Source organism: Pseudoxanthomonas suwonensis, from assembly GCF_000972865.1.
Classification (GTDB): Bacteria; Pseudomonadota; Gammaproteobacteria; order Xanthomonadales; family Xanthomonadaceae; genus Pseudoxanthomonas; species Pseudoxanthomonas suwonensis_B.
Genome location: NZ_CP011144.1, coordinates 1,272,843 through 1,295,081, shown reverse-complemented (window position 1 = coordinate 1,295,081; position 22,239 = coordinate 1,272,843). Strand labels below are relative to the sequence as shown.

At 65.3% G+C, this 22,239-nt stretch carries 21 protein-coding genes and 1 tRNA gene; 18 read left to right on the top strand and 4 right to left on the bottom strand.

The window, feature by feature from the left end; translation table 11 throughout:
- Nucleotides 1-9: 9 nt before the first annotated feature.
- The 18 genes from WQ53_RS16205 to WQ53_RS16610 all read left to right on the top strand — a co-directional run bounded on the left by WQ53_RS16205 (nt 10) and on the right by WQ53_RS16610 (nt 19,129).
- A complete protein-coding gene (locus WQ53_RS16205; protein WP_082112858.1) occupies nt 10-2,391 on the top strand; it encodes an alpha/beta hydrolase family protein in 2,382 nt (793 codons plus the stop codon).
- Between the two features lie 79 nt (nt 2,392-2,470).
- Nucleotides 2,471-3,376 (top strand): LysR family transcriptional regulator, encoded by a 906-nt coding sequence (locus tag WQ53_RS05535; RefSeq protein ID WP_052631147.1) that lies wholly within the window; start codon nt 2,471-2,473, stop codon nt 3,374-3,376.
- Between the two features lie 22 nt (nt 3,377-3,398).
- A complete protein-coding gene (locus WQ53_RS05530; RefSeq protein ID WP_052631146.1) occupies nt 3,399-3,629 on the top strand; it encodes an EexN family lipoprotein in 231 nt (76 codons plus the stop codon).
- Between the two features lie 260 nt (nt 3,630-3,889).
- Nucleotides 3,890-5,839 (top strand): IncP-type conjugal transfer protein TraG, encoded by a 1,950-nt coding sequence (gene traG, locus WQ53_RS05525; RefSeq protein ID WP_052633934.1) that lies wholly within the window; start codon nt 3,890-3,892, stop codon nt 5,837-5,839.
- Nucleotides 5,836-6,279 (top strand): CopG family transcriptional regulator, encoded by a 444-nt coding sequence (locus WQ53_RS05520; RefSeq protein ID WP_052631145.1) that lies wholly within the window; start codon nt 5,836-5,838, stop codon nt 6,277-6,279. Before traG ends, WQ53_RS05520 begins: the two co-directional genes overlap by 4 nt.
- Before the next feature lie 47 nt (nt 6,280-6,326).
- The gene (gene trbB, locus WQ53_RS05515) at nt 6,327-7,283 is read left to right on the top strand and encodes a P-type conjugative transfer ATPase TrbB (protein WP_428992281.1); all 957 of its coding nucleotides are present in this window, start codon (nt 6,327-6,329) and stop codon (nt 7,281-7,283) included.
- Nucleotides 7,280-7,633, top strand: a complete 354-nt coding sequence (locus tag WQ53_RS05510; RefSeq protein WP_052631143.1) for a TrbC/VirB2 family protein — start codon at nt 7,280-7,282, stop codon at nt 7,631-7,633. Before trbB ends, WQ53_RS05510 begins: the two co-directional genes overlap by 4 nt.
- Nucleotides 7,630-7,896 carry a VirB3 family type IV secretion system protein gene (locus WQ53_RS05505; protein ID WP_052631142.1) on the top strand — a complete coding sequence of 89 codons (267 nt, stop codon included), beginning with the start codon at nt 7,630-7,632 and terminating at the stop codon, nt 7,894-7,896. The genes WQ53_RS05510 and WQ53_RS05505 overlap by 4 nt, the downstream gene beginning before the upstream one ends.
- A gap of 2 nt (nt 7,897-7,898) precedes the next feature.
- Nucleotides 7,899-10,349, top strand: a complete 2,451-nt coding sequence (gene trbE, locus WQ53_RS05500; protein ID WP_052631141.1) for a conjugal transfer protein TrbE — start codon at nt 7,899-7,901, stop codon at nt 10,347-10,349.
- Complete coding sequence (trbJ, locus tag WQ53_RS05495) at nt 10,346-11,071, top strand: P-type conjugative transfer protein TrbJ (RefSeq protein WP_052631140.1); 726 nt, start codon at nt 10,346-10,348, stop codon at nt 11,069-11,071. The genes trbE and trbJ overlap by 4 nt, the downstream gene beginning before the upstream one ends.
- Before the next feature lie 12 nt (nt 11,072-11,083).
- Nucleotides 11,084-12,193, top strand: a complete 1,110-nt coding sequence (trbL, locus tag WQ53_RS05490) for a P-type conjugative transfer protein TrbL (protein WP_052631139.1) — start codon at nt 11,084-11,086, stop codon at nt 12,191-12,193.
- Between the two features lie 12 nt (nt 12,194-12,205).
- Nucleotides 12,206-12,907, top strand: coding sequence for a conjugal transfer protein TrbF (gene trbF, locus WQ53_RS05485; RefSeq protein ID WP_052631138.1), 702 nt, complete (start codon nt 12,206-12,208; stop codon nt 12,905-12,907).
- Nucleotides 12,904-13,881, top strand: a complete 978-nt coding sequence (trbG, locus tag WQ53_RS05480; protein ID WP_052631137.1) for a P-type conjugative transfer protein TrbG — start codon at nt 12,904-12,906, stop codon at nt 13,879-13,881. Before trbF ends, trbG begins: the two co-directional genes overlap by 4 nt.
- A gap of 1 nt (nt 13,882) precedes the next feature.
- Nucleotides 13,883-15,124: a TrbI/VirB10 family protein gene (locus WQ53_RS05475; protein WP_052631136.1), complete on the top strand. Its 1,242-nt coding sequence runs from the start codon at nt 13,883-13,885 to the stop codon at nt 15,122-15,124.
- Complete coding sequence (locus WQ53_RS05470; protein WP_052631135.1) at nt 15,121-15,360, top strand: DUF2274 domain-containing protein; 240 nt, start codon at nt 15,121-15,123, stop codon at nt 15,358-15,360. Before WQ53_RS05475 ends, WQ53_RS05470 begins: the two co-directional genes overlap by 4 nt.
- A 305-nt stretch (nt 15,361-15,665) precedes the next feature.
- A complete protein-coding gene (locus tag WQ53_RS05465; protein ID WP_144409228.1) occupies nt 15,666-16,502 on the top strand; it encodes a hypothetical protein in 837 nt (278 codons plus the stop codon).
- A gap of 99 nt (nt 16,503-16,601) precedes the next feature.
- Nucleotides 16,602-18,230, top strand: coding sequence for an AAA family ATPase (locus WQ53_RS05460; protein ID WP_052631133.1), 1,629 nt, complete (start codon nt 16,602-16,604; stop codon nt 18,228-18,230).
- 164 nt (nt 18,231-18,394) lie between these two features.
- The gene (locus WQ53_RS16610; protein WP_144409227.1) at nt 18,395-19,129 is read left to right on the top strand and encodes a hypothetical protein; all 735 of its coding nucleotides are present in this window, start codon (nt 18,395-18,397) and stop codon (nt 19,127-19,129) included.
- Between the two features lie 36 nt (nt 19,130-19,165).
- On the opposite strand, the gene WQ53_RS05450 is transcribed toward WQ53_RS16610, so the two are convergent.
- The 4 genes from WQ53_RS05450 to WQ53_RS05435 form a co-directional block, all read right to left on the bottom strand.
- Nucleotides 19,166-19,750: an RES family NAD+ phosphorylase gene (locus WQ53_RS05450; RefSeq protein WP_052631131.1), complete on the bottom strand. Its 585-nt coding sequence runs from the start codon at nt 19,748-19,750 to the stop codon at nt 19,166-19,168.
- 14 nt (nt 19,751-19,764) lie between these two features.
- Entirely contained in the window at nt 19,765-20,409 is a 645-nt protein-coding gene (locus tag WQ53_RS05445) for a hypothetical protein (RefSeq protein ID WP_052631130.1), read from the bottom strand.
- A gap of 89 nt (nt 20,410-20,498) precedes the next feature.
- On the bottom strand, nt 20,499-21,872 hold the full coding sequence (locus WQ53_RS05440) for a tyrosine-type recombinase/integrase (protein WP_082112856.1): 1,374 nt from the start codon (nt 21,870-21,872) through the stop codon (nt 20,499-20,501).
- Nucleotides 21,873-22,061: 189 nt separating this feature from the next.
- Nucleotides 22,062-22,138: transfer RNA gene (locus tag WQ53_RS05435), tRNA-Met, on the bottom strand.
- Nucleotides 22,139-22,239 lie beyond the last annotated feature (101 nt).

Genomic DNA, 22,239 nt, shown 5'->3' with positions numbered 1-22,239 from the left:
GTGTTCACGATGAAGATTGCATTCCGAGCTGGGCTTTCTTGGCGCGATGGCCGAAAAATTTCGTCTGCGCTAATGATAGCCTCGGTGTTCATCTCTGGCGGGTTTAGCGTAGCGGACGCTGTGAACAAGCAATCGCTGACCGTGCGCGATAGCATCGTGACGACACGGTTCATGGTGGCCGACAGGAACGGCACGAGCGTCGCGGTATCGCCGGATGGAAGTCGCTATGTCGCGATGTTGATTCGGGGCGACATTGAACGCGACGGCGTCGAGGTTGAGGTCGTCACTGGTGAGCTGGCTTCGTTGGATGTGGCTACTCCTCAACCTGTGGTCTCGTTGTTCACGCGCGGGCTCGGCCGCGCGGCGTCAGCTCTGTTGATGCCTACCGTGAACTTTCCGGCTTGGGTCGACAATGAACGCATCGCATTCCTATGGGAAGATGAGCGTGGAATTCGCCAAGTGGTTATGGTGAATGTCAAAACTAAGCAATGGAACTACTTGACAAACTCTAGAACCGACGTGACGAACTTCGCCATAGGTGGTCACAATACCGTGGTATATGAGGCAAGGCGGGAGTATTCGCCGGAGATCTCGATGCAGCGGTGGCGAAATGGATTCTCGGTCGATAACACCGACGCGTATTCCTTGGTGACCGGCGTGGTTGATGGTTCTACGATTCAAGACATAGTTTGGGGGTTGGGCGAACGGTTCGTGCAAACAGGGATGCCACCGGACGCCCGCGTTAATAAACTCCAAGTCAAGAATGGTGGCGTTAATACCTACAATTTGCACTGGCCTACGATCAAGCCCGTCGTTTCGCCTGATGGCCGCATGGCCATCGTTTCGGGTACTCCCCAGCAGATACCGGATAGTTGGCGCCGATATAATCTAGGGCTGCTTGGGGAGATTGCGCCTGATTGGGAAACTCGAAGACATACCGGTGCGCGACAGCTTCAGCAGATGTATGTCGTTTCGGTTGACCGGGCTTCGGCGTGGCCCCTTTTTGACGCTCCCCTGAACCCCGCAAATACCATGCAGTCTACCCTTAAGTGGGCGCCAGAAGGTCGCTCGATCCTAGTGTGGGCGGTCTATCTGCCTGCTGATTCCCAAGACGCCGAGGGCCTTGCAGGTGATGCAATTGCCGAAGTCGATGTGGTAACGGGGCGGTACAAGAAGCTGCCGCTGTCGGCCGAGGCCACAAAGCAAATCGAAGATGCATACTGGACAGGTTCGGATGCTGTCGAGATTCACGTTGCGGGTGAGCGCCTGTCTTTCCGCAAACGGAGTGGCGACTGGAAATTGGTCGAAGCAGTGAGCCAGCGCGAACCGACGCCAACCATCAGCATAGAAGTGCGCCAAGATGTGAACACGCCTCCTGCCCTCTACGCCGTTGAAGATGCAACTGGTCGCGCGAAGATGGTTTTTGAACCCAATCCCGGGCTCACCGCTCGTTTCTCGCTCGGCAAGGTAGAAATTATCGATTGGCGTGACGAAGACGATCAGACTTGGCAAGGGCGGCTTTTTTATCCGATTGGCTATCAACGATCCCAGCGCTATCCGTTGGTGATCCAAACTCAGGGTTGGACAAGACCCGAGGACTTTACGTTGTACGGTCGCGGAACTCTCGGTCCGGGGGCATCAGTGCACCTCGGCCAACCGCTCGCGAATCGGGGCATCGCTGTGCTGGTGCTCGGTCCATCTCCACCGGCGAGTGGTCCGGAAGCAACGGTGAGGATGCGTGGATTCAAGTCGGCGATCAATCATCTTGATGCGCAAGGAATGGTTGATAGAAGCCGTATCGGCATCATGGGTCACAGCCGTGGTGGATGGCACGTGGCGTATGCGCTCGCCTTCTCCGATTTTCCTTTCGCGGCGGCGATTGACGACGATGCCATCGACTCCGGGTATGTCGAGGCGACAATGCTGAGCTGGGCGGACACCGAAAGGCGGAATGGTGCGGATCCCTTTGGCGTGGGAATGAAAGACTGGCTCGAACGCGCACCGGCCTTCAACGTCGAACACATCCGAACCCCGCTGTTGATGACGGTTACCGATTCGTTCGCCGGCAAGGCGGCGCCGGTGGTCATGCACTGGGAAATGTTCAGCAGATTGCGGCATCTAAGGAAGCCAGTCGAACTCTACGTCATTCCAAACATTGAGCGCGGCAGTCACGTCCTACAGAACCCCTCGCAGGTGCTGGCACATCAGGAGCGGGCTATGGACTGGTGGCGGTACTGGCTGCTGGACGAACGCGATTCCAGTGAAGAAAAAAGGGAGCAGTACGCCGATTGGGACAAGCTACGCGAACTCAGAGATCAGGATGCGAAGCAGCCCAAGCCGCCGCGCCTGCGTTGGACAGTGGAGCCAGTAGCGTCCGAAGCAGGTCCTTGATTCCAGAAACGGGCACCGGGGAGATACCTTTCTTCCACCACCGCGGAAAACGGGGAGTACCGCGTAACGGATTCACGTTATGGAACTGCGGCATCTCCGGTACTTCATTGCGGTTGGTGAGGAACAGCACTTCGGGCGGGCAGCCGAGCGATTGCATATCGAGCAGTCGCCGCTGTCGCGGGCGATCAAGGACCTGGAGTACGATCTCGGCACCCAGCTCTTGGAGCGCACCACGCGCAATACCCGCCTGACCTGGGCGGGCGAGGTGTTCCTGAAGGAGGCCAAGCGCGTCCTTGCCGCATTGGAGCAGGCCAAGATCAGTGGGCGGGCGGCGGGCGCGGGGTTTCGCGGCTCGCTCAGGATCGCGATGTCCGACGGGACGGCCTCGCCGCAGTTTGCGGCGCTGCTGGCACGCTGCCGCGAACAGGAACCGGACGTGCGCCTGCGGCTGTTCGAGGTCCCGCTGGCGCAGCAGCTGCTGGGCCTGCGTACCGACTTGTACGACGTGGGTTTCGCACATGCGTCGCCCGATGTGGATGGCGTGGCGGCCGTGCCGGCCTGGATCGATCCGTTGGTGCTTGCGATCCCGGCCCGGCATCCGCTGCTGGCGCACAAGCGCGTGCCGCTGGCCGATCTGCTGCACTACCCGCTGGTGCTGTTTCATCCCGAACTGGCCGAAGGCGCGCATCGGCAGGCGCAGCGTCTGCTGCGCGCCGTGGACGCCGAGCCGACGGTGGTGGAGCGCGTAGCCGGATTCGACACGATGATGGCACTGGTCGCCGCTGGCTACGGCGTCGGCTTCGCCAATGCCACGCAACTTAACCAGTACCGGCACCCGGAGGTGATCGCCCGCCCGCTCGCGGGCAGGTCTGCAGTGCTGACCACGTACCTGCTGCGGCCCGACGTGCCCCCATCCGAGCAGCTGGGGCGGTTCATCGAGCGGGCTGTACCAGCGGAGGGGGAAGAAGCAGACAAGAAATCGTGAACTTGTTCGAGAGGAGGTTGCAATGCGACAGCACTACGGACTCTGGCTGGGGCTGTTCCTGGTCGGCTGCCAACCGTCGGCGCCCGCCGACACGGTCGAATCCCTGACGGCTGACCTGGAGCGGTTGAAAGTGGTGCAGCGCCAATGTCGGCTCGACCGCGCCAGCCTGGGCGACGCGGTGTGCGATGCCGCCAGCGAGGCCTATCGGCGACGTTTCATGGGCGATCGTGCCGGAGATGGCAAACAAAAGTGATCGCGGTCACGCGAGTTCGCGAAGCTGAAAGCAGTATCGCTAGCTACGCTGAACACCTCCGCTGTATGCCGAGCGATGATGCGCTGGTAATTACCAAGAAATTATCCAATTGCAGCCCGCTACGCGCTGCAAAAGGTCTTTGACCACACGCTGTTCGTTCACGACGCTGACACCTGCGGCATCGTTGCCGCGCGGTCGGGAAGTCTGTCGTGGCGCGTGCGCGCGGAACCGGAGTGCAGGTCGGCCAAGTGCTGGCGGTGATGGGCATCGTGGTCGCGGGCACGTGGACGGCGACGCAATGGACGGCGGCGCAGCTCGGCTATCAGTCGCGCCTGGGTGCGCCGTGGTTCGAGCTGTCGGGTTATCCGGTGTACGCGCCGTGGCGATTGTTCGCATGGTGGCTGGACTACGAGGCGTCTGCGCCACAGGTCTTCCATCGCGGCGGGCTGATCGTGGTCGGCAGCGTCGCGGTCGCGGTGATGGTGTCCGTCGTGGCCCGCACGGCGCGGGGGCGCACGCCGGCCTCGATGCACGGTTCGGCGTGCTGGGCGACGAAGGCGCAGGCGCGGATGGCCGGGCTGCTCGCCGCGCGCGGCGTGCTACTCGGCCGGCTTGGCGCGGACTACCTGCGCCACGACGGTCCGGAGCACGTGATGCTCTTCGCGCCCACGCGCACCGGCAAGGCGGTGGGCGTGGTGGTGCCGACGCTGCTGAGCTGGCCGCACTCGGTCATCGTCCATGACATCAAGGAGGAACACTGGCAGTTGACCGCCGGCTGGCGGTCGCGGTTCTCGCACTGCCTCTACTTCAACCCCACCGACGCACGGTCGGCGGCGTACAACCCGCTGCTGGAGGTGCGGCGCGGCGTGCACGAGGTGCGCGACGTGCAGAACATCGCCGACCTGCTGGTCGACCCGGAAGGCGCGCTGGAACGGCGCAACCACTGGGAGAAGACCTCGCACGCGCTGCTGGTCGGGGCGATCCTGCACGTGCTCTACGCCGAGCCGGACAAGTCCCTGCGCGGCGTCGCCAATTTCCTGTCCAACCCGGCCCGGTCGATCGAACGCACGCTGGGCGCGATGATGCGCACGCCGCACCTGGGCGACCGACCGCACCCCGTGGTGGCCGCAGCGGCACGGGAAATGCTCAACCGCAGCGATAACGAGCGCTCGGGCGTGTTGTCCACGGCGATGTCGTTTCTCGGCCTGTATCACGATCCGGTGGTGGCCGAGGTGACCTCGCGCTGCGACTGGCGCATTGCCGACCTGGTGTTGGCACAGGCGCCGGTGTCGCTGTATCTGGTGGTGCCGCCGTCCGACATCGAGCGCACCCGTCCGCTGGTCCGGCTGCTGCTGAACCAGATCGGTCGGCGGCTGACCGAGACCCTGCCACAGCGCGAGACGCCGCGGCGGAGGTTCCGTTGGGGACGACGGGCGGAGGTCGCGCCCGAAGGTCACCCCTTGCTGTGGGTGCTGGACGAGTTCCCGGCGCTGGGCAGGTTGGACTTCTTCGAGCAGGCGCTGGCCTTCATGGCCGGCTACCGTATGCGGGCGCTGCTGATCGCGCAGTCGCTCAACCAGATCGAGGCGGCCTATGGCAGCAACAACTCGATCCTGGACAACTGCCACGTGCGTGTGGCGTTCGCGCCCAACGACGAACGCACGGCCCGGCGGCTGTCGGACACGCTCGGCATGGCGACGCAGGAGCACATGCACCGCAGCTACGGCGGTTCTCGCGGTGCGTTGTGGCTGGACCACGTCAACGTGTCCCGGCAGGCGATCGGTCGGCCGTTGCTGACGCCGGGCGAGATCATGCAGCTGCCGCCGGACGAGGAACTGGTCATGGTGGCGGGGCATCCGCCGCTGCGCGCGCGCAAGCTGCGGTACTACGCCGATCCGAACTTCGTCCGGCGGGTGTTGCCGCCGCCGGCGCTGGCGGATGGGCCGTATGCGGATGCGCCGCCTCGCAGCGCCGACGACTGGAGTGCGCTGCCGGTTGCGTCGGCGCCGGTGGTCGAGGAGGGCTTCGACGCCGACGATGTCGGAAACGACGGCGGGTTGCAGCAGGAGGAGATCGCGTGGGCCCTGCGCGCGGCGCCGGCATCCGATCTGGCGGTCCTCGATGACGAGGCGCCCGCGGCGTGGCGCGTTCCGCAGCGGCAGCGCGGCGTGCGGCCGGTGATTGGACCTGACGGAGGCGTCCCGCTATGAGCCGGGTCCGTCGCAACGTGTATTTCGAGCACGCGCACGACAAGCGGCTGTCGGAGCTGGCCGCGATGAAGGGCGTGTCGGTGTCCGGCATCGTCGCCGCGGCGGTGGCCGCGTACCTGTCGCCGGAGGACGACAGCCGGGAGATGGTCGCCAAGCGGCTGGACCGGCTGTCGCGCCAGTTCGAGCGGCTGGAGCGCGACCAGACCATCCTGATCGAATCGCTGGCGCTGTACGTGCGCTATTACCTGACGGTCAGCGCACCTATTCCCGAGTCGCACCAGGCCGCCGCGAAGGCGCAGGGGCAGGCACGGTTCGCGCAGTTCGTCGAACAGTTGGGTCGGCGGATGGGACGCGGGCAGAGCCTCTTGCGCGACCTGGCCGCCACGCGGCCGGAAGACCAGGCAGACCCCGCACCCATTGCACAGGGAGAATCGGCATGAATGCCGCGTACTCCCCGGTGGCGGCCTCCCAAGAGCGGCGCGTGCGCATGCTGCGTTCCGCACTGGGGCCGGCGATCGCCTCCGCGCTGGAAGACCCGGACGTCGTGGAAGTGATGCTCAACCCCGACGGCAAGCTGTGGATCGATCGCCTTTCCACGGGACGCGCGCCGATGGGCGTGTCGCTGACGCCGTCCGATGGCGAACGGATCATCCGGCTGGTGGCCTCGCACGTCCACGCCGAGGTGCACGCGGGCAAGCCGCTGCTGAGCGCGGAACTGCCAGAAACCGGCGAACGCTTCGAGGGCGTGCTGCCGCCGGTGGTAACGGCGCCGGCGTTCGCGCTGCGCAAGCGAGCGATCGGCGTCTGGCGCCTGGCCGACTACGTGAGCGACGGCATCCTGACCGCTGCGCAGGCGGCGTTCCTGCGGCAGGCCGTGCGCGAGGAACAGAACATCCTGATCGCCGGCGGCACCAGCACCGGCAAGACCACGCTCGCCAATGCGTTGCTCGCGGAGATTGCCGAGATCGGCGACCGCGTGTTCCTGGTGGAGGACACGGTGGAGCTGCAGTGCACCGCCGCCGACCATGTGCCGCTGCGCACGCAGCCGGGCGTGGTGACGCTGGCCGACCTGGTGCGCGTGGCAATGCGGTTCCGGCTTGACCGGGTGGCGGTGGGCGAAGTGCGTGGCGGCGAGGCGCTGGATCTCGTCAAGGTCTGGGGCACCGGGCATCCCGGCGGGGTCGCCACGGTGCACGCCGGTTCCGTGCTCGGTGCGCTGCTGCGGCTGGAGCAGTTGATCCTCGAAGTCGCGCTGGCCGCGCCGCGTGCGCTGATCGCCGAGACGGTCAACGTGGTGGTGTTCATCGCCGGGCGCGGCCGCGCGCGGCGGGTACAGGACATCGCGCGCGTGGTCGGCCTCGACGACAGCGGCTACCGGCTGGAGTCGCAGACCCGTCTGGCGCAAGCGCCGCTCATTTTTCCAACGACAGGAGATCCGTCATGAAAACGGAACGGTTGCCCGTGGCTGTCTCGCGGGCGCAGCAGTGGAGGCCCGCAATCAATGCCGCGGTGCTGGGCTGTCTGCTGCTGATGCTCGCCGCGTCGGCGAGCGCGGGCGGGTCGAGCATGCCGTGGGAGGGGCCTTTGCAGGCCATCCTCGATTCGATCCAGGGGCCGGTGGCACGGATCATCGCGGTCATCATCATCATTGTCACCGGCCTGACGCTGGCGTTCGGCGACACGAGCGGCGGGTTCCGGCGGCTCGTCCAGATCGTGTTCGGGCTGTCGATCGCGTTTGCGGCCTCGTCCTTCTTCCTGTCGTTCTTCTCGTTCTCGGGCGGGGCGCTGGTATGAGCGCCGAACCGCTGCCCGGCTTCGAGGTACCCCTGCATCGTGCGCTGACCCAGCCGATCCTGCTGGGCGGTGCTCCGCGCACGGTGGCGATCGCCAACGGCACGCTGGCCGCGGCCGTGGGCCTCGGTTTGCAGCTATGGATTCCGGGGCTGGTGCTGTGGATCGTCGGGCACACGCTGGCCGTGTGGGGCGCGAGGCTCGATCCGCAGTTCATGGCCGTGTTCGCCCGCCACCTCAAGCAGCGTTCGCTGCTGGACGTGTAGCCATGCTGCGCCTGGCCGAGTACCGCAAGCGTCCCGCCTTACTCGCCGACTGGCTGCCGTGGGCCGGCCTCGTCGCGCCCGGTGTCGTGTTGAACAAGGACGGCAGCTTCCAGCGCACCGCGCGCTATCGCGGGCCGGATCTCGACAGCGCGACCGAGGCGGAACTGGTGTCGGTGAGTGCGCGGGTCAACAACGCGCTCAAGCGGCTGGGTTCGGGTTGGGCGCTGTACGTGGAGGCGCAGCGGTTCGAGGCCGCGGGATATCCGGTGTCGGACTTCCCCGAGCCGTTGTCGTGGCTGGTGGACGAGGAGCGGCGCGCGGCCTTCGAGCAGGTCGGTACGCATTTCGAGAGCCGCTACTTCCTGACCCTGCAATACCTGCCGCCGGAGGACGCACGGGCGCGGGCTTCGCGGGTGCTGTACGAACATGCGGCGAGCGGACAGGCCGACTGGCGAGAGCGGTTGGCGGCGTTCGTCGCCGAGTCCGACCGGCTGTTCGACCTGCTCGACGGCGTGATGCCGGCACTGGCATGGCTGGACGACGCGGCAACCCTTTCTTATCTGCACGGCTGCGTCTCGACGCGACGGCATCCGGTCGCAGTACCGGCCGTGCCGTTCCACCTCGATGCGCTGTTGGCCGATTGTCCCCTGTCCGGCGGACTGGCGCCGATGCTCGGGGATCGCCACCTGCGCACGGTAACGGTGCGCGGCTTCCCGACCTCCACCTGGCCGGGCCTGCTGGACGAGCTGAACCGGCTGGGGTTCGGCTATCGCTGGGTGACTCGTTTCATTTGCCTCGACAAAGCCGAGGCGGAGACCGAACTCGTGCGGCTGCGCCGCCAGTGGTTCGCCAAGCGCAAGTCGGTGGTGGCGCTGCTGCGCGAGACCATCTTCCAGCAGGAGAGTCCGCTGGTGGACAACGACGCGGCGAACAACGCCGCCGATGCCGACGCGGCGCTGCAGGAGCTGGGCAGCGATGCGGTTGCCTTCGGCTACGTGACTGCGACGGTGACGGTGCTGGATCGCGATGCCAACGTGGCCGACGAGCACCGGCGGCAGGTGGAGCGCGTCATTCAAGGGCGCGGATTCGTGACCGTGCCGGAAACGCTCAATGCGGTCGAAGCCTGGTTGTCGTCGATCCCCGGCAACGCGTATGCCAACGTGCGTCAGCCGATCGTCTCGACCCTGAACCTCGCGCACCTGATGCCGGTGTCGGCGGTGTGGGCGGGGCCGGAGCGCAACGCGCACCTGGGCGGCCCGCCGCTACTGGTCTGCCGCACCGATGGCGCGACGCCGTTCCGGTTGTCGCTGCACGTGGGCGACGTCGGCCACACGCTGGTCGTCGGGCCGACCGGCGCAGGCAAGTCGGTGCTGCTGGCGACCTTGATGCTGCAGTTCCGGCGCTATGCCGGCTCGCGCATCTTCGTCTTCGACATGGGCCGCTCGCTGCGCGCCACGATCCTGGGGCTGGGCGGCGAGCACTACGATCTCGGCGGCGACGGTGGCATGGCCTTCCAGCCGCTGGCCCGGATCGACCGGGAGGCGTATCGCACCTGGGCCGCCGAATGGGTTGAGGAGCGGCTGCGGCAGGAGGGTGTGGAAGTCGGCCCAGCCGAGAAGGACGCGGTGTGGTCGGCGCTGGGCAACCTTGCCGGCGCCCCTGTCGAACAGCGCACGCTGACCGGATTGTCGGTGCTGCTGCAGTCCAACGCACTACGGCAGGCGCTGGCGCCCTACGTGCTGGGCGGCTCGCATGGCCGGCTGCTGGACGCCGAGGGCGAACGGCTCGGTACCGCCGACGTGCAGGGCTTCGAGATGGAAGAACTGATGGCGAGCCGTGCCGCGACGCTGGCGGTGCTGCGCTACCTGTTCGCCCGTTTCGACGAGCGGTTCGACGGCAGCCCGTCCCTGCTGGTGCTCGACGAAGCCTGGCTGTTCCTTGACGACCCGGTGTTCGCTGCGCGCATCCGGCAATGGCTGAAGGTGCTGCGCAAGAAGAACGTGTCGGTGGTGTTCGCCACCCAGTCGCTTGCAGACGTGAAGGACTCGGCGATCGCGCCGGCGATCATCGAGAGCTGCGCCAGCCGGATCTTCCTGCCGAACCCGCAGGCGATGGAACCGCAGATCCGCACGGTCTACGAGGGCTTCGGGCTCAATGCTCGCCAGATCGAGTTGGTCGCGACCGCGCAGCCGACGCGCGACTACTACTACCGCTCGCGCGTGGGCAATCGGTTGTTTGATTTGGATCTCGGGCCGATCGCCTTGGCGTTCGCCGGCGCCTCGACGCCAGCCGACCAGCGCGACATCGACCGCGTGCTCATGGAGGCCGGCTTGCCGGGCTTTGCCGGCGCGTGGCTGCGCGAACGCGGCCTCGGCTGGGCCGCCGACCTCCTCCCCCAAGCGCCGGCAGCCGGTGCCGGCGTTCCTTCCCCTCACTCGGAGATCGCGTCATGAAGAAGACGTTGCTGTCGCTGTGCGTTGCCGGGGCGCTGTTCGCAGGTTCGGCGCAGGCACAACTGGCCGTGTTCGACCCGGCCAACTTCCAGCAGAACCTGCTGACCGCCGCGCGCACGCTGGAGCAGATCAACAACCAGGTGCGGCAACTGCAGAACGAAGCGCAGATGCTGGCGAACGACGCCCGCAACCTGACGGGGCTAGATTTCAGCGCCTTGCAGGAGCTGCGTGCAGCGCTGGCCGACAGCCAGCGGCTGATCGACGAGGCGCGCGGAATCGCGTTCGAGGTGTCGCGCGTGGACGAGCAGTTCCGGCGTCTGTATCCGGAACGCTACACGGCCGCGGTCAGCGGTAGCGAGATGGCGTCTGATGCGCGCGAGCGCTGGCGCAATTCGCTCGAAGCGCTGCACACCGCGACCCGGCTGCAGGCGCAGGCGGTGGAGAACTTCGTCGTGGATGAGCGGGCGCTTGCCGATCTCGTTGCCCGCAGCCAGGGTGCCGAGGGCCAACTGCAGGCGACGCAGGCCACGAACCAGTTGCTCGCGCTGCAGGCGCGGCAGGCGATCCAGGGCCAGCAGCTCCAGCTTGCGCAGGATCGGGCGGTGGCGCTGGAGCACGCGCGCACCTTGGCGGTGCACGAGCAGGCGCGCGAGGTGCGTCGCCGGTTCCGCGGCGAGGGCGTGCCGTACACGCCGACGCCGGTGCGGTTCTACGGCGACTGACGGAGCGCGGACGTGGACGACATCACGGTCATCGACCGCTTCCTCGATGTGTATTCCAGGTACATCGACTCGGGCTTCGGCCTGCTCGGGGGCGAGGTCGCGTTCCTGACCGCGACGCTGGTCGTCATCGACATGACGCTCGCCGGCCTGTTCTGGGCGATGGGCGGACAGGACGTGATGGGCCGGCTGATCCGCAAGGTGCTGTACGTCGGGGCGTTCGCGTTCGTGCTCGGCAATTTCAACGCGCTGGCCGGCATCCTGTTCCGCTCGTTCGCCGGACTCGGGCTCACGGCCTCGGGTTCGAGGATCAGCGAGGCCGAGTTCCTGCAGCCGGGGCGGCTGGCGAAGGTCGGCGTGGACGCGGGCCAGCCGATCCTCGATCAGATCGGCGACCTGGCGGGATTTCCGCAGGTGTTTGCCAACCTCGACCCTATCGTCGTGCTGTTCCTGGCCTGGCTGGTCGTCATCGTCAGCTTCTTCGTGCTGTCGGTGCAGCTATTCGTCACCTTGATCGAATTCAAGTTGACCACGCTGGCGGGCTTCATCCTGGTTCCGTTTGCGCTCTGGAACAAAACCGCTTTTCTGGCGGAAAAGGTCTTGGGGAACGTCGTGTCCTCCGGCATCAAGGTGCTGGTGCTGGCCGTGATCGTCGGGATCGGCACGGGCCTGTTCGACGAGTTCCGCATCGCCCCGGACGAACCGACGCTCGACTATGCGCTGGCGGTAATGCTCGGGTCTCTGACGCTGCTCGGCCTCGGGATCTTCGGGCCGGGTATCGCGACTGGCTTGGTGTCGGGCGGGCCGCAGCTCAGTGCCGGCGCCGCGGCAGGCACCGCCTTGGGTGTGGCCGGCAGCGTGACGGCCGTTGGCGCGGCGGTCGGTGTTGCGCGCACGGCAATGGCGGCAAAGACGGTCGCTGCGTCCGCCCCGCGCGCTGGCGGCAGCACGCCGCCGCCAATGAAACCCCAAGGCACAGGCGAAACACCTGCATGGGCGCAGCGGCTGCGTGAGCGCGGCAGAAGCGCGATGCACGGCGCCACGATGGCGGCGCACGCGCTGCGCAGCGGCGATGCGGGCGGTGGCGGCGTCTCGCCGACGCTTCGCGATCCCTCGAATCGGTGAAGGAGAGAAACGATGCGTTTCAAGCGACCGCGCGTGCGCTATGCGGAGACACCGGAACCGGCAACGCCGTACCAAGCGGCCGGACAGGTCTGGGACAAGCGCTTGGGCACGGCGACCGCGCAGGCGACGAACTGGCGGTTGATGGCCTTCGGCTGCCTCGGTCTCGCCATCGGCATGGCGGCCGGGCTGGTCTGGCGCTCGGCGCAGTCCATCGTCACGCCCTACGTCGTGGAAGTCGACAGCGGCGGGCAGGTGCGCGCGGTGGGCGAGGCGGCCACGCCATACCGGCCGACCGAGGCGCAGATGGCGCACCACCTTGGGCGCTTCGTGACCTTGGTGCGCTCACTGTCCATCGACCCGGTGGTAGTGCGGCAGAACTGGCTCGACGCCTATGCCTATACGACCGACCGCGGCGCCGCGGCCTTGAACGACTACGCGCGCAGCAACGATCCGTTCGCGCGCATCGGCCGCGAAACGGTCGTGGTGCAGATCAACAGCGTGGTGCGGCTCAGCGACAGCTCGTTCCAGGTGCGCTGGACAGAACGGCGCTACGTGGACGGCGCTGGCGCGGGGATGGAGCGGTGGACCACGGTGATCACCTTCGTGCTGCAGTCACCGCGCACGGAGGAGGCCCTGCGCAGCAATCCGCTGGGGATCTACGTCAACGGGCTCTCGTGGAGCCGCGAACTCGATACCGAAGGAGTGACGCCATGAACGTGTGGTTGCGTATTGCTGTATTGCCGCTGGGGCTGGTGCTGGCAGGCTGCGCGTCGTCGGCGAAGAAGCCGCCGGCAATCGCGCTGGACGAGCCGGTGTCGGAGGTTGCCGAGGCCGAACCGGACACGGCCGCTGCCGAGGCCTTCGCGATATCGGAGGCAATGCGGTGGCCCCGACAGTGGAAGCCGCTGCCGGTGAAGCCAGCGCCGAAGGTCGAACCTGCCAATGTGCAGAACGACGTGGTGCGGGCGCTCAACGAGTCGCGTGTCCCGCCGGTACGGGAGGGGTTCGTCAACGCGACCCAGGTCTGGCCGTTCGTCGAGGGGGCGCTGTATCAGGTCTATGGCAGTCCGGGCCGGGTGACTCTGATTGCGCTGCAACCGGGTGAGCAACTGGTGACAATGGCCGCCGGCGACACGGTGCGCTGGATCGTTGGTGATACGGTCAGCGGCAGTGGCGGGGAGCAACGGGTGAGCGTGCTGGTGAAGCCGACGCGCCCCGACCTGCAGACCAACCTCGTCATCACCACCGACCGCCGCACGTATCTGGTCGAGCTGTCTTCGACCGAGCAGACGTGGATGGCGTCGGTGTCGTGGGACTATCCGCAGGATCGGATGCGGGCATTGCAGCGGCGTGCACAGGAAGCGCAGCCGGCAACGCAGGTCGGATTGCCGCTGCAGGACTTGCGGTTCCGCTACGCGATCACCGGCGCGAATGCGCCGTGGCGACCACGGCATGCGTTCGACGACGGGCGCAAGGTCTATATCCAGTTCCCGGCCGGGATCGCGCAAGGCGAACTACCGCCGCTGTTCGTGGTTGGGCCGCACGGCGAAGGCCAGTTGGTGAACTACCGCTACCTCGCGCCGTACTACGTCGTCGATCGGCTGTTCGGCGCCGCGGAACTGCGTTTGGGCGGCGACCGGGCCGAGGTGGTGCGCATCGAGCGCACCGACCGCGTGGGCAGGCGCTGACATGGAAACGCAGGTCGCCCCGAAGCTGCCGCCGGAATCGGTGGCGCTGCGCGCGCCGCCGCGGCCGGTCACGCGCCTGAACCGGCGGATGCTGATTGGGTTGTCGGGAGTGCTGGTGCTGGCGGTGCTCGGCGCGACCTGGTGGTCGCTGCACTCGTCGCAGCGGCGGGCGATGGATGGGCCGACGGAACTACACAACGTCGAACGTATCGCCCGCAGCGAGGCGCTGGATCGACTGCCGGAGGACTACACTCAACTGCCGCCCCCGCTGGTGACCGTGCCGGAGACCGACGAGGCGTTGCCGCCCGACGTGCCGGAACTCGGCGAACCGCTGCCCGGCGACCTGGGCGCACCGATCCTGCGCGCCGAACGTGAGGCGCAGGGTTATGCCTACGGCGAAGATCCGGCCGAAGCCGAGCGGCTGGCGCAGGTGAAGGAAGCGGAGGAAGCGATGCGCTCGCCGGTGTTCTTCGGCGGTGGCGCGCGCAGATCGTCGCGCGGTGTCGATGGCGCGACACCTGCATCGCCTTCGGCATCGTCAAAGTTTGATTCGCTGCTGGCCGGCCTCTTGCCGTCGCAGGGCGAACAGGCGCAGGCGTCCACCACCGACGACACCCGCAACCGCGGCGAGCTGCAGCCGCCGGCGTCGCCCTACCAGGTGATGGCTGGCACGGTGATCGCAGCGGCGCTGGTAACGGGCATCCGCTCCGACCTGCCGGGCGAAGTGATCGCCACCGTGACCGAGCCGGTGTACGACACTGCGACCGGGCGATACCTGCTGATTCCGCAGGGCTCTCGGCTGCTAGGTCGTTACGAGAGCGACATCGGCTACGGCCAACGCAGGGTGCAGGTGGTCTGGCAGCGCGTGATCCTGCCGGACACGTCCTCGCTGACGCTGGACGGCTTCGTTGGCGCCGATCCTGCCGGCTACGCCGGGCTGGAAGATGGAGTGGACATGCACTGGCGCCGGCTATTCGCTGGTGCCGCACTGACCACCCTGCTCGGCGTCGGCGCCGAGTTGGCCGCGCCAGAGAACCGCGACGGCAACCGCATCGTGTATGCCGGCCGTGACAGCGCGCAAGAGGTCATCAGTCAGGTCGGCCAGGAAGTCACGCGGCGCAACCTGGACGTGCAGCCCACGTTGACCATCCGTGCCGGGATGCCGGTTCGCGTCCTCGTCGGTCGCGACCTGGTGCTGCGGCCGTACCGACCGACGGATTTCCGGATGGGAGCGTTGCGATGACCGAGAACAAGCTGCGCCTCGGCCCACTGCCGAAGACGGAAACGGTGCGTTTCAGCTTCAATTGCAGCAAGGCGCTGCTGGCCGAGCTTGAGGCGTATGCGGCGCTTCATACGCAAATCTACGACGAGCCGACCGACGCCGCCACGCTGGCACCGCACATGCTGGAAGCATTCATGGCCAGGGATCGGGCATTCCGCAAGAGGAGGGCGGCGCATGCACCGCAACGCGATGGGTAACCTGGACAGCACGACGCCGTGTCCCTTGCCGGCAACCGGGTACCTGCGGCTCTACCAGATCATCGGGCGCCCGGCACGCAACGGACAACCGGCCGTCCCCGCGCTGATTCCGGTGTCCCGCTCGACGTGGTGGGCTGGCGTCAAGTCTGGCCGCTACCCGCAGCCTGTACGGTCGTTGGGACCGAACATTACCGTCTGGCGGGTAGAGGACATACGAGCTTTGCTGCACTCCGGCACTAGCGATCCGAGACCGTAGACGACTGATAGAGTCGGCCGGTCGCGTGTCGCAAACAGAGGGATGAGGAATGACTGGCCCAGCGATCCCGCCAACCGAGCGCCTGCCGGCGGTCAATCATTGCATCTACTGCGGTGCCGACGGCGTTCCGTTGACCGATGAGCACATTATCCCGCGTGGCCTAAACGGCACCATTCTGTTGCCGAAGTCCACGTGCAAGGGGCACCAGGAGCTGACCAGCGGCATCGAACTCGCGCTGCAGAAGAAAGGCATGTTCCTGCACCCACGGCTGCTGCTCGGAATGCGCTCATACAACAAGAAACGGCAGCCGACGCACATCAAGATCGAGTTCATCGCTGCCGACAACCGGACTTTCAAAAAGAACGTCCCGGTTCAAGAGGCCGCATCCGTTCTGGTTATGCCAATGTTCCTGCAGTCAAGGGTGATGACCGTCGATCAGCCCTTGCCGCAAACCAATGCGCTGGAGATCCAGGCGATAGATTCTGCTCCAGTAGGCAGGGAGATGCGTTCGTTCTTGCAACGGCATCGCGCAATAGGGCTGCGCGGCCGGCAAACCATCGATATCAACAGCTTCCTGCGCTACCTATGCAAGATCGCCTATGGCTCCCACTTCGTGACGCGCGGCAAGATCGCACGGGAAGAAAGTCCCGCACTGTCATTGCTGTTGGGCGATAGACAGGATTTCGGAAACTGGGTGGGCTGCGTTCCATTGGAGGAACCCATGCAGCTCAGTACGGACTGGCACCAGGTAAGCATCGCCGATATGGAAACGAAAACTGGTGTGCCCTGCGCCGTCGTTCGGGTCAGCCTGTTCAACTTTCTCGTCCCCTGTACCTATACTGTCGTCACCCATTGCCATGACTATCGGGCAATGGTCACCGGATAGGCTCAACAGCGTATTTGCTCGGGGAAAGTGCACTAGGGGCGGCTTTGGGGGGTATGGAAGGTGGCGAGCAAAGAGAAGACCTCCAGTGGACGGTCTGACATGCAGGTGTTGTTCGGACTGCGCCCGGCGCTCCGCCAGAGGGTGCCTGAGAACACCGTGTTGATCGTGCCGTCTGCGGACGACTGGAACGATTTCGGCCTGCGCACACGCATCGATTACTTGATCCGAATCCAGGAGGCTGATCCCGTCGCCACCAGCGGTCACATCGGGTTCCTCGACAAAGAGGGGGTGAGCCGGGGCAGCGAACAGCTGGTCAAGATCGTCGAAGAGAGCGGAAAGCAGATGGTGTCTGCGGGCAGCAAACACCGATTCTTCACCATGCTTCCGGACATGGAGGCCTACCGCATTCTTGTCAGAGATTTCGGGGTTGAGGACGCCTCGACTGCGTTGGGCGGGACGAATGATCTGGTCGCGCTGAACGAGTTCAGCCCAAGATCCGAGTTGCTGGAGAGCGCCACGCGATCCGATGTTTTTACCAGCTCGTTCATGCGCAGCTCCGAAACATTCTTCGCCTTCAAGAACGCTGGTTCCATCCTTCGCGGCTTGTCGGAAGAGCAGGTTGGCGTGCTTTCGCGATCGCTCGCGATTCGCTTCCGGATGGCGGGCCGCGAGAACGACCATGACCTGGCGTTCCACTTCGATCATGACGGTGCTCTGCCAAAGCGCATTGCCGTCGTGATCGGAAAAAATGGCGTCGGCAAGAGTCAAACACTTGGCAGGATCGCCCGCGCAGCACTGAATGGGTCCGGCGATCTCACCGATGGCACTGAGAACGGGCGACCACTGATTAACCGTCTGTTGGCGTTCGCGCCCACAAACGAAGCCGAATCCGTATTCCCGTCAGAGAAGCGGAAGCGGCCGAGAATCTGGTACCAACGGTACTCGCTGAATCGTTCCAGGCGGGCGCGCCGGAATGACTACGTCTCGGATCTTGTCGTGCAGCTCGCACGTTCCCCGGAAACTATCGGGGAGGTCTCAAGATGGCGCATCTTCCTGAAGGCCGTGGGTGCGCTCTCCGAGCCAGGTCAGATTCACTTGGTAACGACCGCATCATCGACGTCATCGCCCACATTCATTTCTTTGACGGAAGTTGCAAAAGGTTCCGAACAGCGGAAGCTGGAGCGGTTTGCATCCATCGATCTCAAGAAAGAGCCGCTGAGGTTAGTAGAGAATAAAGGGTATCCCCTGAGCAGCGGAGAGATTTCCTTTCTGAAGTTCGCCGCCCAAGCGAGCCTGACGATCGAGAATGGATCGTTGCTGCTGCTGGACGAGCCTGAGACGCATCTCCATCCGAACTTCATCAGCCGGTTCGTGTCGCTGCTCAACAGGCTGCTGGAGCTCACTGGGTCCGCAGCTATTATCGCGACGCACTCCGTCTACTTTGTCAAGGAGGTGTTCCGCGAGCAGGTTTCCGTTCTCCGCATTGACGATGAGGGGGCGGTGCAGGTCGATCGGCCGCTGCTGCGGACGTTCGGCGCAGATGTAGGGGCGATTTCGTACTTTGTTTTCGGCGAAGACGAGCCGTCGGGCTTGGCGGAAGAGGTGGGGAAGCGACTGCTAGCAATGCACGGGTCTTGGGAAGAGATCTATCAGCAATACAAGGACGAGCTTTCGCTTGAGTTTCTTAACTCCTTGCGCTCTGCTTCTGAACAAGGGGGGGCGGTATGAAACGACTGTCGGCGCCTCAGCATGACGATGCTGGAGCTTTTGAGTCGCTAGCGAACAATGAGGGGGTCGACAGCTTCCCGCGGCTACGGCCGATAGTTGCAGACGTGCAGGCGAGCTACGTGCAGTACGCCCAAGTTGGCGGGAACCCTGGGGGAGTTGGTGGCTTGGCTCTGAACCAGGAGCTGAGCGATCTGCTCAAGGGGCATTTCAAGTCTCCACCGAAGGACGTTGCCTACATTCGGACAATGCGCACCGAGAGCAGGCACAAGACGTGCCCGATGTGCGGATCATTCCACAGTGGCACCTTGGACCATTATTTGCCTCAGCACGGTTTCCCGGAGTTTTCCCTCTTTTCGAGGAATCTTGTTCCGGCGTGCCTATGCAACAGCCGCCGACGCAACCTGTTGGCGGGTCAAGGCCCCGGCGAGCGAGTGCTCCATCCCTACTACGATGATTGCCTGACCGATCGCTTGGTGCGTGCCAAGTTCGAGGACCCTGGCGAAGTGCCAAGGGTGAGCGTAGTGCTCGCGATCCCCAACACACACGCCAACTATGCGGCGATCGCGTTCCACTTCCGGGAGATCGTGCAGAAGACGGGAGTCTGCGGACACTTGGGCGACGAATGGAGCAAGATGCTTCGTAGGCCGAGTCTGGCGGTTAGAGCGCTCGGCGAGGCCATCAATCATCTTGGCGAGCTTCGGCAGCTGCTGGAGGCGGAGCTAGACAGACAGGATGATTCCTACGAAAGCAGGAACAACTGGCAGTCGATGTTCGTCGCAGGCTTGCTGGATCCGCCGATACTGCAATGGCTGTTCGCGCACCTGACCCGTCCGGGTCGACATCCCGATGAACCGCTTATTGCGTGGAATGCCCCTGGCGAAGTCAACCTCCCAACGTGATCGAGCAGTTCCGAAGCGATCGGCTGCCAGCGTGTTTCAAAGCAGGGCGATGTTGAACTGTACCAATGCGGCCGCCAGCTGCGGATGCTCCGTCAGCGGCACGGACGTACCACGGCGCATCCTCACCTGAGCACGGTCAAACAGGGCGAACGCGAAGCCGATGTTCAGATGCCGGGACACGTAGCGCAGGCCGTCGACGTTGCTCGGATGCGCGTACACCGTCCGTGACCAACGCTGCGGCATGTCATAGGGAACCTCCGAGGAGATGTCGTTGGTGCCGCCCAGCCGCTTGAGCGGGATACCGGTCAAGTCGGCCAGGGCCAGTTCGCTTCCGTCGAAGGCAACGACATGGCGCGCGAGCAACTCCGACTCGGCTACACGGAACCCGCCGGACACCGCGACCGCATCGTGCAGGATGCTCTCAGCGAAGGCGACCAGGAAATCGTCGCCGGCATAGCACACCCCGTATTCACGCAGCGGATCATCGAAGCGGTTGCCGCCGGTCTTGCCGAAGAACGGTTCGGTGTCGGGATAGCGGGTGATGCGCACGCACGCGGCGGGATCGACTTGCACCACATCCAGCGACAGCGTGGCGAGATCGGGCGGAGGCGAGGCAAGCATACGCGAATGGATGCTCAGCGTTCGGTGTAGGCGCGCGCGGCGGTCTGCACCGCACCGCGCCGGCGCTCGCGCAGCGCCTCCAGCGGGGTCATCCCGCCCAGCGCGCCGCTGGGCGTGGTGAAGAACAGCCACTTGCTCCAGCCGGACTCGCCACCAAGGATCGACAGCACGTCCTCTAGCCCGTTGGCGCGCAGTTCCTGCTCGGCGAGGAACGACGGGAAGTAATGCTCCCGACCACCGGCCTCGACCGCGAACAGGCGTCCGGTCTTGGCTCCCTTGTGAACTGCCTGTCGGCTGATGCCGAGTGCCTTCCCCAACTCGTCAGCCGGCACGAGCTCGCCTCGGGCGACCAGGTCGTGCTTGACCGTGGCCGCACGCTGGCGAGCGGTCTCCAGCGCCTCCTGATTGCGGGCGCGCACCTGCGCTGTCTCGAGGCCGTCAAGCAGGACGCGCAGAAGTCGCAGGTCCTGAGCAGTCTCGGGATCGAGATCGAGCGTCGGGGCGTAGCGGCGGGCCAAGTCGTGCAGTTGCTGCTCGGGCATGCCGACCAGCGCCTTCATCTGGCGATGGAGTCCTTGGGTCAGAGATTCGATCACCGTGTCGAACGCTTCGGTCACGGCCGGCGGAGGCGGGGTCACGGTACGGGCAGCGGTGGGCATGGCGGCATCCCTCGGATGAAGGGGCAGCCTAATCCGATTCGTCAACCTTGTCAACTTTGACAACCCTGTCAACTCCACTGACGCAGCGCTCATCGCCCGGTCTCCAACGAACCCAGGACTGCAGTGGCCGTGACCTTGATCGGTAGGCCCGACTGCCAATGCCAAGCAGGCGTAGGTGTAAGGAAGCCCGTCGCCTCGGGCGCGTGCACGGGCGCTGAGGGCATCGGCGGCGGCGTCTTGATGCCGGCCCGGAGTCGGTCGAGGTAGTCCGCCCAGAACTGCATCATCCGGGTGCGCTCGGCCAGGTGCTGGGCCTGGTTGTAGATGCCGCGCACGCCCGGTTCCTTGTGCGAGAGCTGCCGTTCGATCGCGTCGCCATTGAAGCCCAGTTCGTTGAGCAGGGTCGAGGCCATGTGCCGGAACCCATGGCCGGTCAGGGTCTGGCTGTCATAGCCCAGCCGCCGCAGGGCGGCGTTGATCGTCATGTCCGAGATTGGGCGCTTGCGGGCGCGGACGCCCGGGAACAGCAAGGCGCCCCAGCCCGTGACCTGGCGCAGTTCATTGAGGATGGCGACGGCCTGGGTCGGCAGCGGGACGATGTGCGACGGCGTCCGCGGGTCTTCCTTCTGCGCCTTGCGCAGCTTCCGGCGAACGGGTGGGATGTTCCAACGCGGGCCATCGAGATGGTCCAGGTCGAACTCCGCCCACTGTGCGCCACGCAATTCGCCGGGGCGGACGAACAGCATGGGCGCCAGCTTCAGGGCGCAGGCGACGGCGAAGGTGCCATCAAAAGCGTCGATGGCCCGCAGCAGGGCGCCCACCTGCTCAGGGTCGGTGATCGTCGGGAAGTGCTGGCTGCGCCGGGAAGGCAAGGTCGCGCTCAGGTCGGCCGCCGGATCGCGGGTCGCATACTCGCTGGCGATGGCGTACTTGAACACGCGGCTCAACTGGAACCGAAGTCGATGCGCCTGCTCCAGATGGCCGCGCTTGGCGATCCGCTGCAGGAGCGGCCGGATCTCGGCCACCGTGATGTCGGTGATGGGCAGTCGGCCGATCCAAGGGAAGGCATGGAGTTCCAGCCGGCGCTGCTCCTTCTCGTGCTGCTTCAAGGTCCATTCGGGCTTCTTGACCATCAGCCACTCGCGAGCGATGACCTCGAAGCTGTTGGCTGCGGCCAGGCGCCGCGCCGCCTTGGTCGCCTTGCGCTGATCGCCAGGGTCGATGCCGCGAGCGAGCAGCTTGCGCGCCTCGTCGCGCTTCTCGCGCGCGTCGGCCAGGCCGGTGTCGGGATAGGCGCCGAGCCCAAGCGTGTTGCGTTGCCCGGTAAGCGGGCGACGATAGTCCCAACGCCACCAGCGGGCGCCGTTGGGCATGAGTCGAAGGTACAGGCCGCCGGAGTCGATCAGCTTGATCGGCTTGGCGCCGGGGACGGCTTTGCGGATGGCAGTATCGGAAAGTGGCATGACACACCTCTCTGACGGTATCTGCCTTTCGAGAGGTTGGCAGATACCGTCAAAATTACCGACGGCTGCTGCCGGATTGCCACCGACTCAGGCGTACTGCATCGGACGATGAAACGTGCCGAAATGCCTGATTTTGAGGAAGTTTTTGGACTTCTTCGGACTTCCTCGGATCCCCCTGAATTAGGGGGTTGGTGGCTATGGGTGGACTCGAACCACCGACCCCAGCATTATGAGTGCTGTGCTCTAACCGGCTGAGCTACATAGCCACGCGGAGAACCGCGAATTTTTCACCTTCCCGACCGCGCTGTCAATCGGCGCTTGTCGGCCCGCCGGGGCCATGGCACAGTCCCAGACAGTCGAATTGGAG

Excerpts from the sequence above, each read along its gene's own strand:
- WQ53_RS16205 (WP_082112858.1), top strand. The coding sequence starts at position 10 with ATGAAGATTGCATTCCGAGCTGGGCTTTCTTGGCGCGATGGCCGAAAA.
- WQ53_RS05535 (WP_052631147.1), top strand. The coding sequence starts at position 2,471 with ATGGAACTGCGGCATCTCCGGTACTTCATTGCGGTTGGTGAGGAACAG.
- WQ53_RS05530 (WP_052631146.1), top strand. The coding sequence starts at position 3,399 with ATGCGACAGCACTACGGACTCTGGCTGGGGCTGTTCCTGGTCGGCTGC.
- traG (WP_052633934.1), top strand. The coding sequence starts at position 3,890 with ATGGGCATCGTGGTCGCGGGCACGTGGACGGCGACGCAATGGACGGCG.
- WQ53_RS05520 (WP_052631145.1), top strand. The coding sequence starts at position 5,836 with ATGAGCCGGGTCCGTCGCAACGTGTATTTCGAGCACGCGCACGACAAG.
- trbB (WP_428992281.1), top strand. The coding sequence starts at position 6,327 with ATGCTGCGTTCCGCACTGGGGCCGGCGATCGCCTCCGCGCTGGAAGAC.
- WQ53_RS05510 (WP_052631143.1), top strand. The coding sequence starts at position 7,280 with ATGAAAACGGAACGGTTGCCCGTGGCTGTCTCGCGGGCGCAGCAGTGG.
- WQ53_RS05505 (WP_052631142.1), top strand. The coding sequence starts at position 7,630 with ATGAGCGCCGAACCGCTGCCCGGCTTCGAGGTACCCCTGCATCGTGCG.
- trbE (WP_052631141.1), top strand. The coding sequence starts at position 7,899 with ATGCTGCGCCTGGCCGAGTACCGCAAGCGTCCCGCCTTACTCGCCGAC.
- trbJ (WP_052631140.1), top strand. The coding sequence starts at position 10,346 with ATGAAGAAGACGTTGCTGTCGCTGTGCGTTGCCGGGGCGCTGTTCGCA.
- trbF (WP_052631138.1), top strand. The coding sequence starts at position 12,206 with ATGCGTTTCAAGCGACCGCGCGTGCGCTATGCGGAGACACCGGAACCG.
- trbG (WP_052631137.1), top strand. The coding sequence starts at position 12,904 with ATGAACGTGTGGTTGCGTATTGCTGTATTGCCGCTGGGGCTGGTGCTG.
- WQ53_RS05475 (WP_052631136.1), top strand. The coding sequence starts at position 13,883 with ATGGAAACGCAGGTCGCCCCGAAGCTGCCGCCGGAATCGGTGGCGCTG.
- WQ53_RS05470 (WP_052631135.1), top strand. The coding sequence starts at position 15,121 with ATGACCGAGAACAAGCTGCGCCTCGGCCCACTGCCGAAGACGGAAACG.
- WQ53_RS05465 (WP_144409228.1), top strand. The coding sequence starts at position 15,666 with ATGACTGGCCCAGCGATCCCGCCAACCGAGCGCCTGCCGGCGGTCAAT.
- WQ53_RS05460 (WP_052631133.1), top strand. The coding sequence starts at position 16,602 with ATGCAGGTGTTGTTCGGACTGCGCCCGGCGCTCCGCCAGAGGGTGCCT.
- WQ53_RS05450 (WP_052631131.1), bottom strand. The coding sequence starts at position 19,750 with ATGCTTGCCTCGCCTCCGCCCGATCTCGCCACGCTGTCGCTGGATGTG.
- WQ53_RS05445 (WP_052631130.1), bottom strand. The coding sequence starts at position 20,409 with ATGCCCACCGCTGCCCGTACCGTGACCCCGCCTCCGCCGGCCGTGACC.
- WQ53_RS05440 (WP_082112856.1), bottom strand. The coding sequence starts at position 21,872 with ATGCCACTTTCCGATACTGCCATCCGCAAAGCCGTCCCCGGCGCCAAG.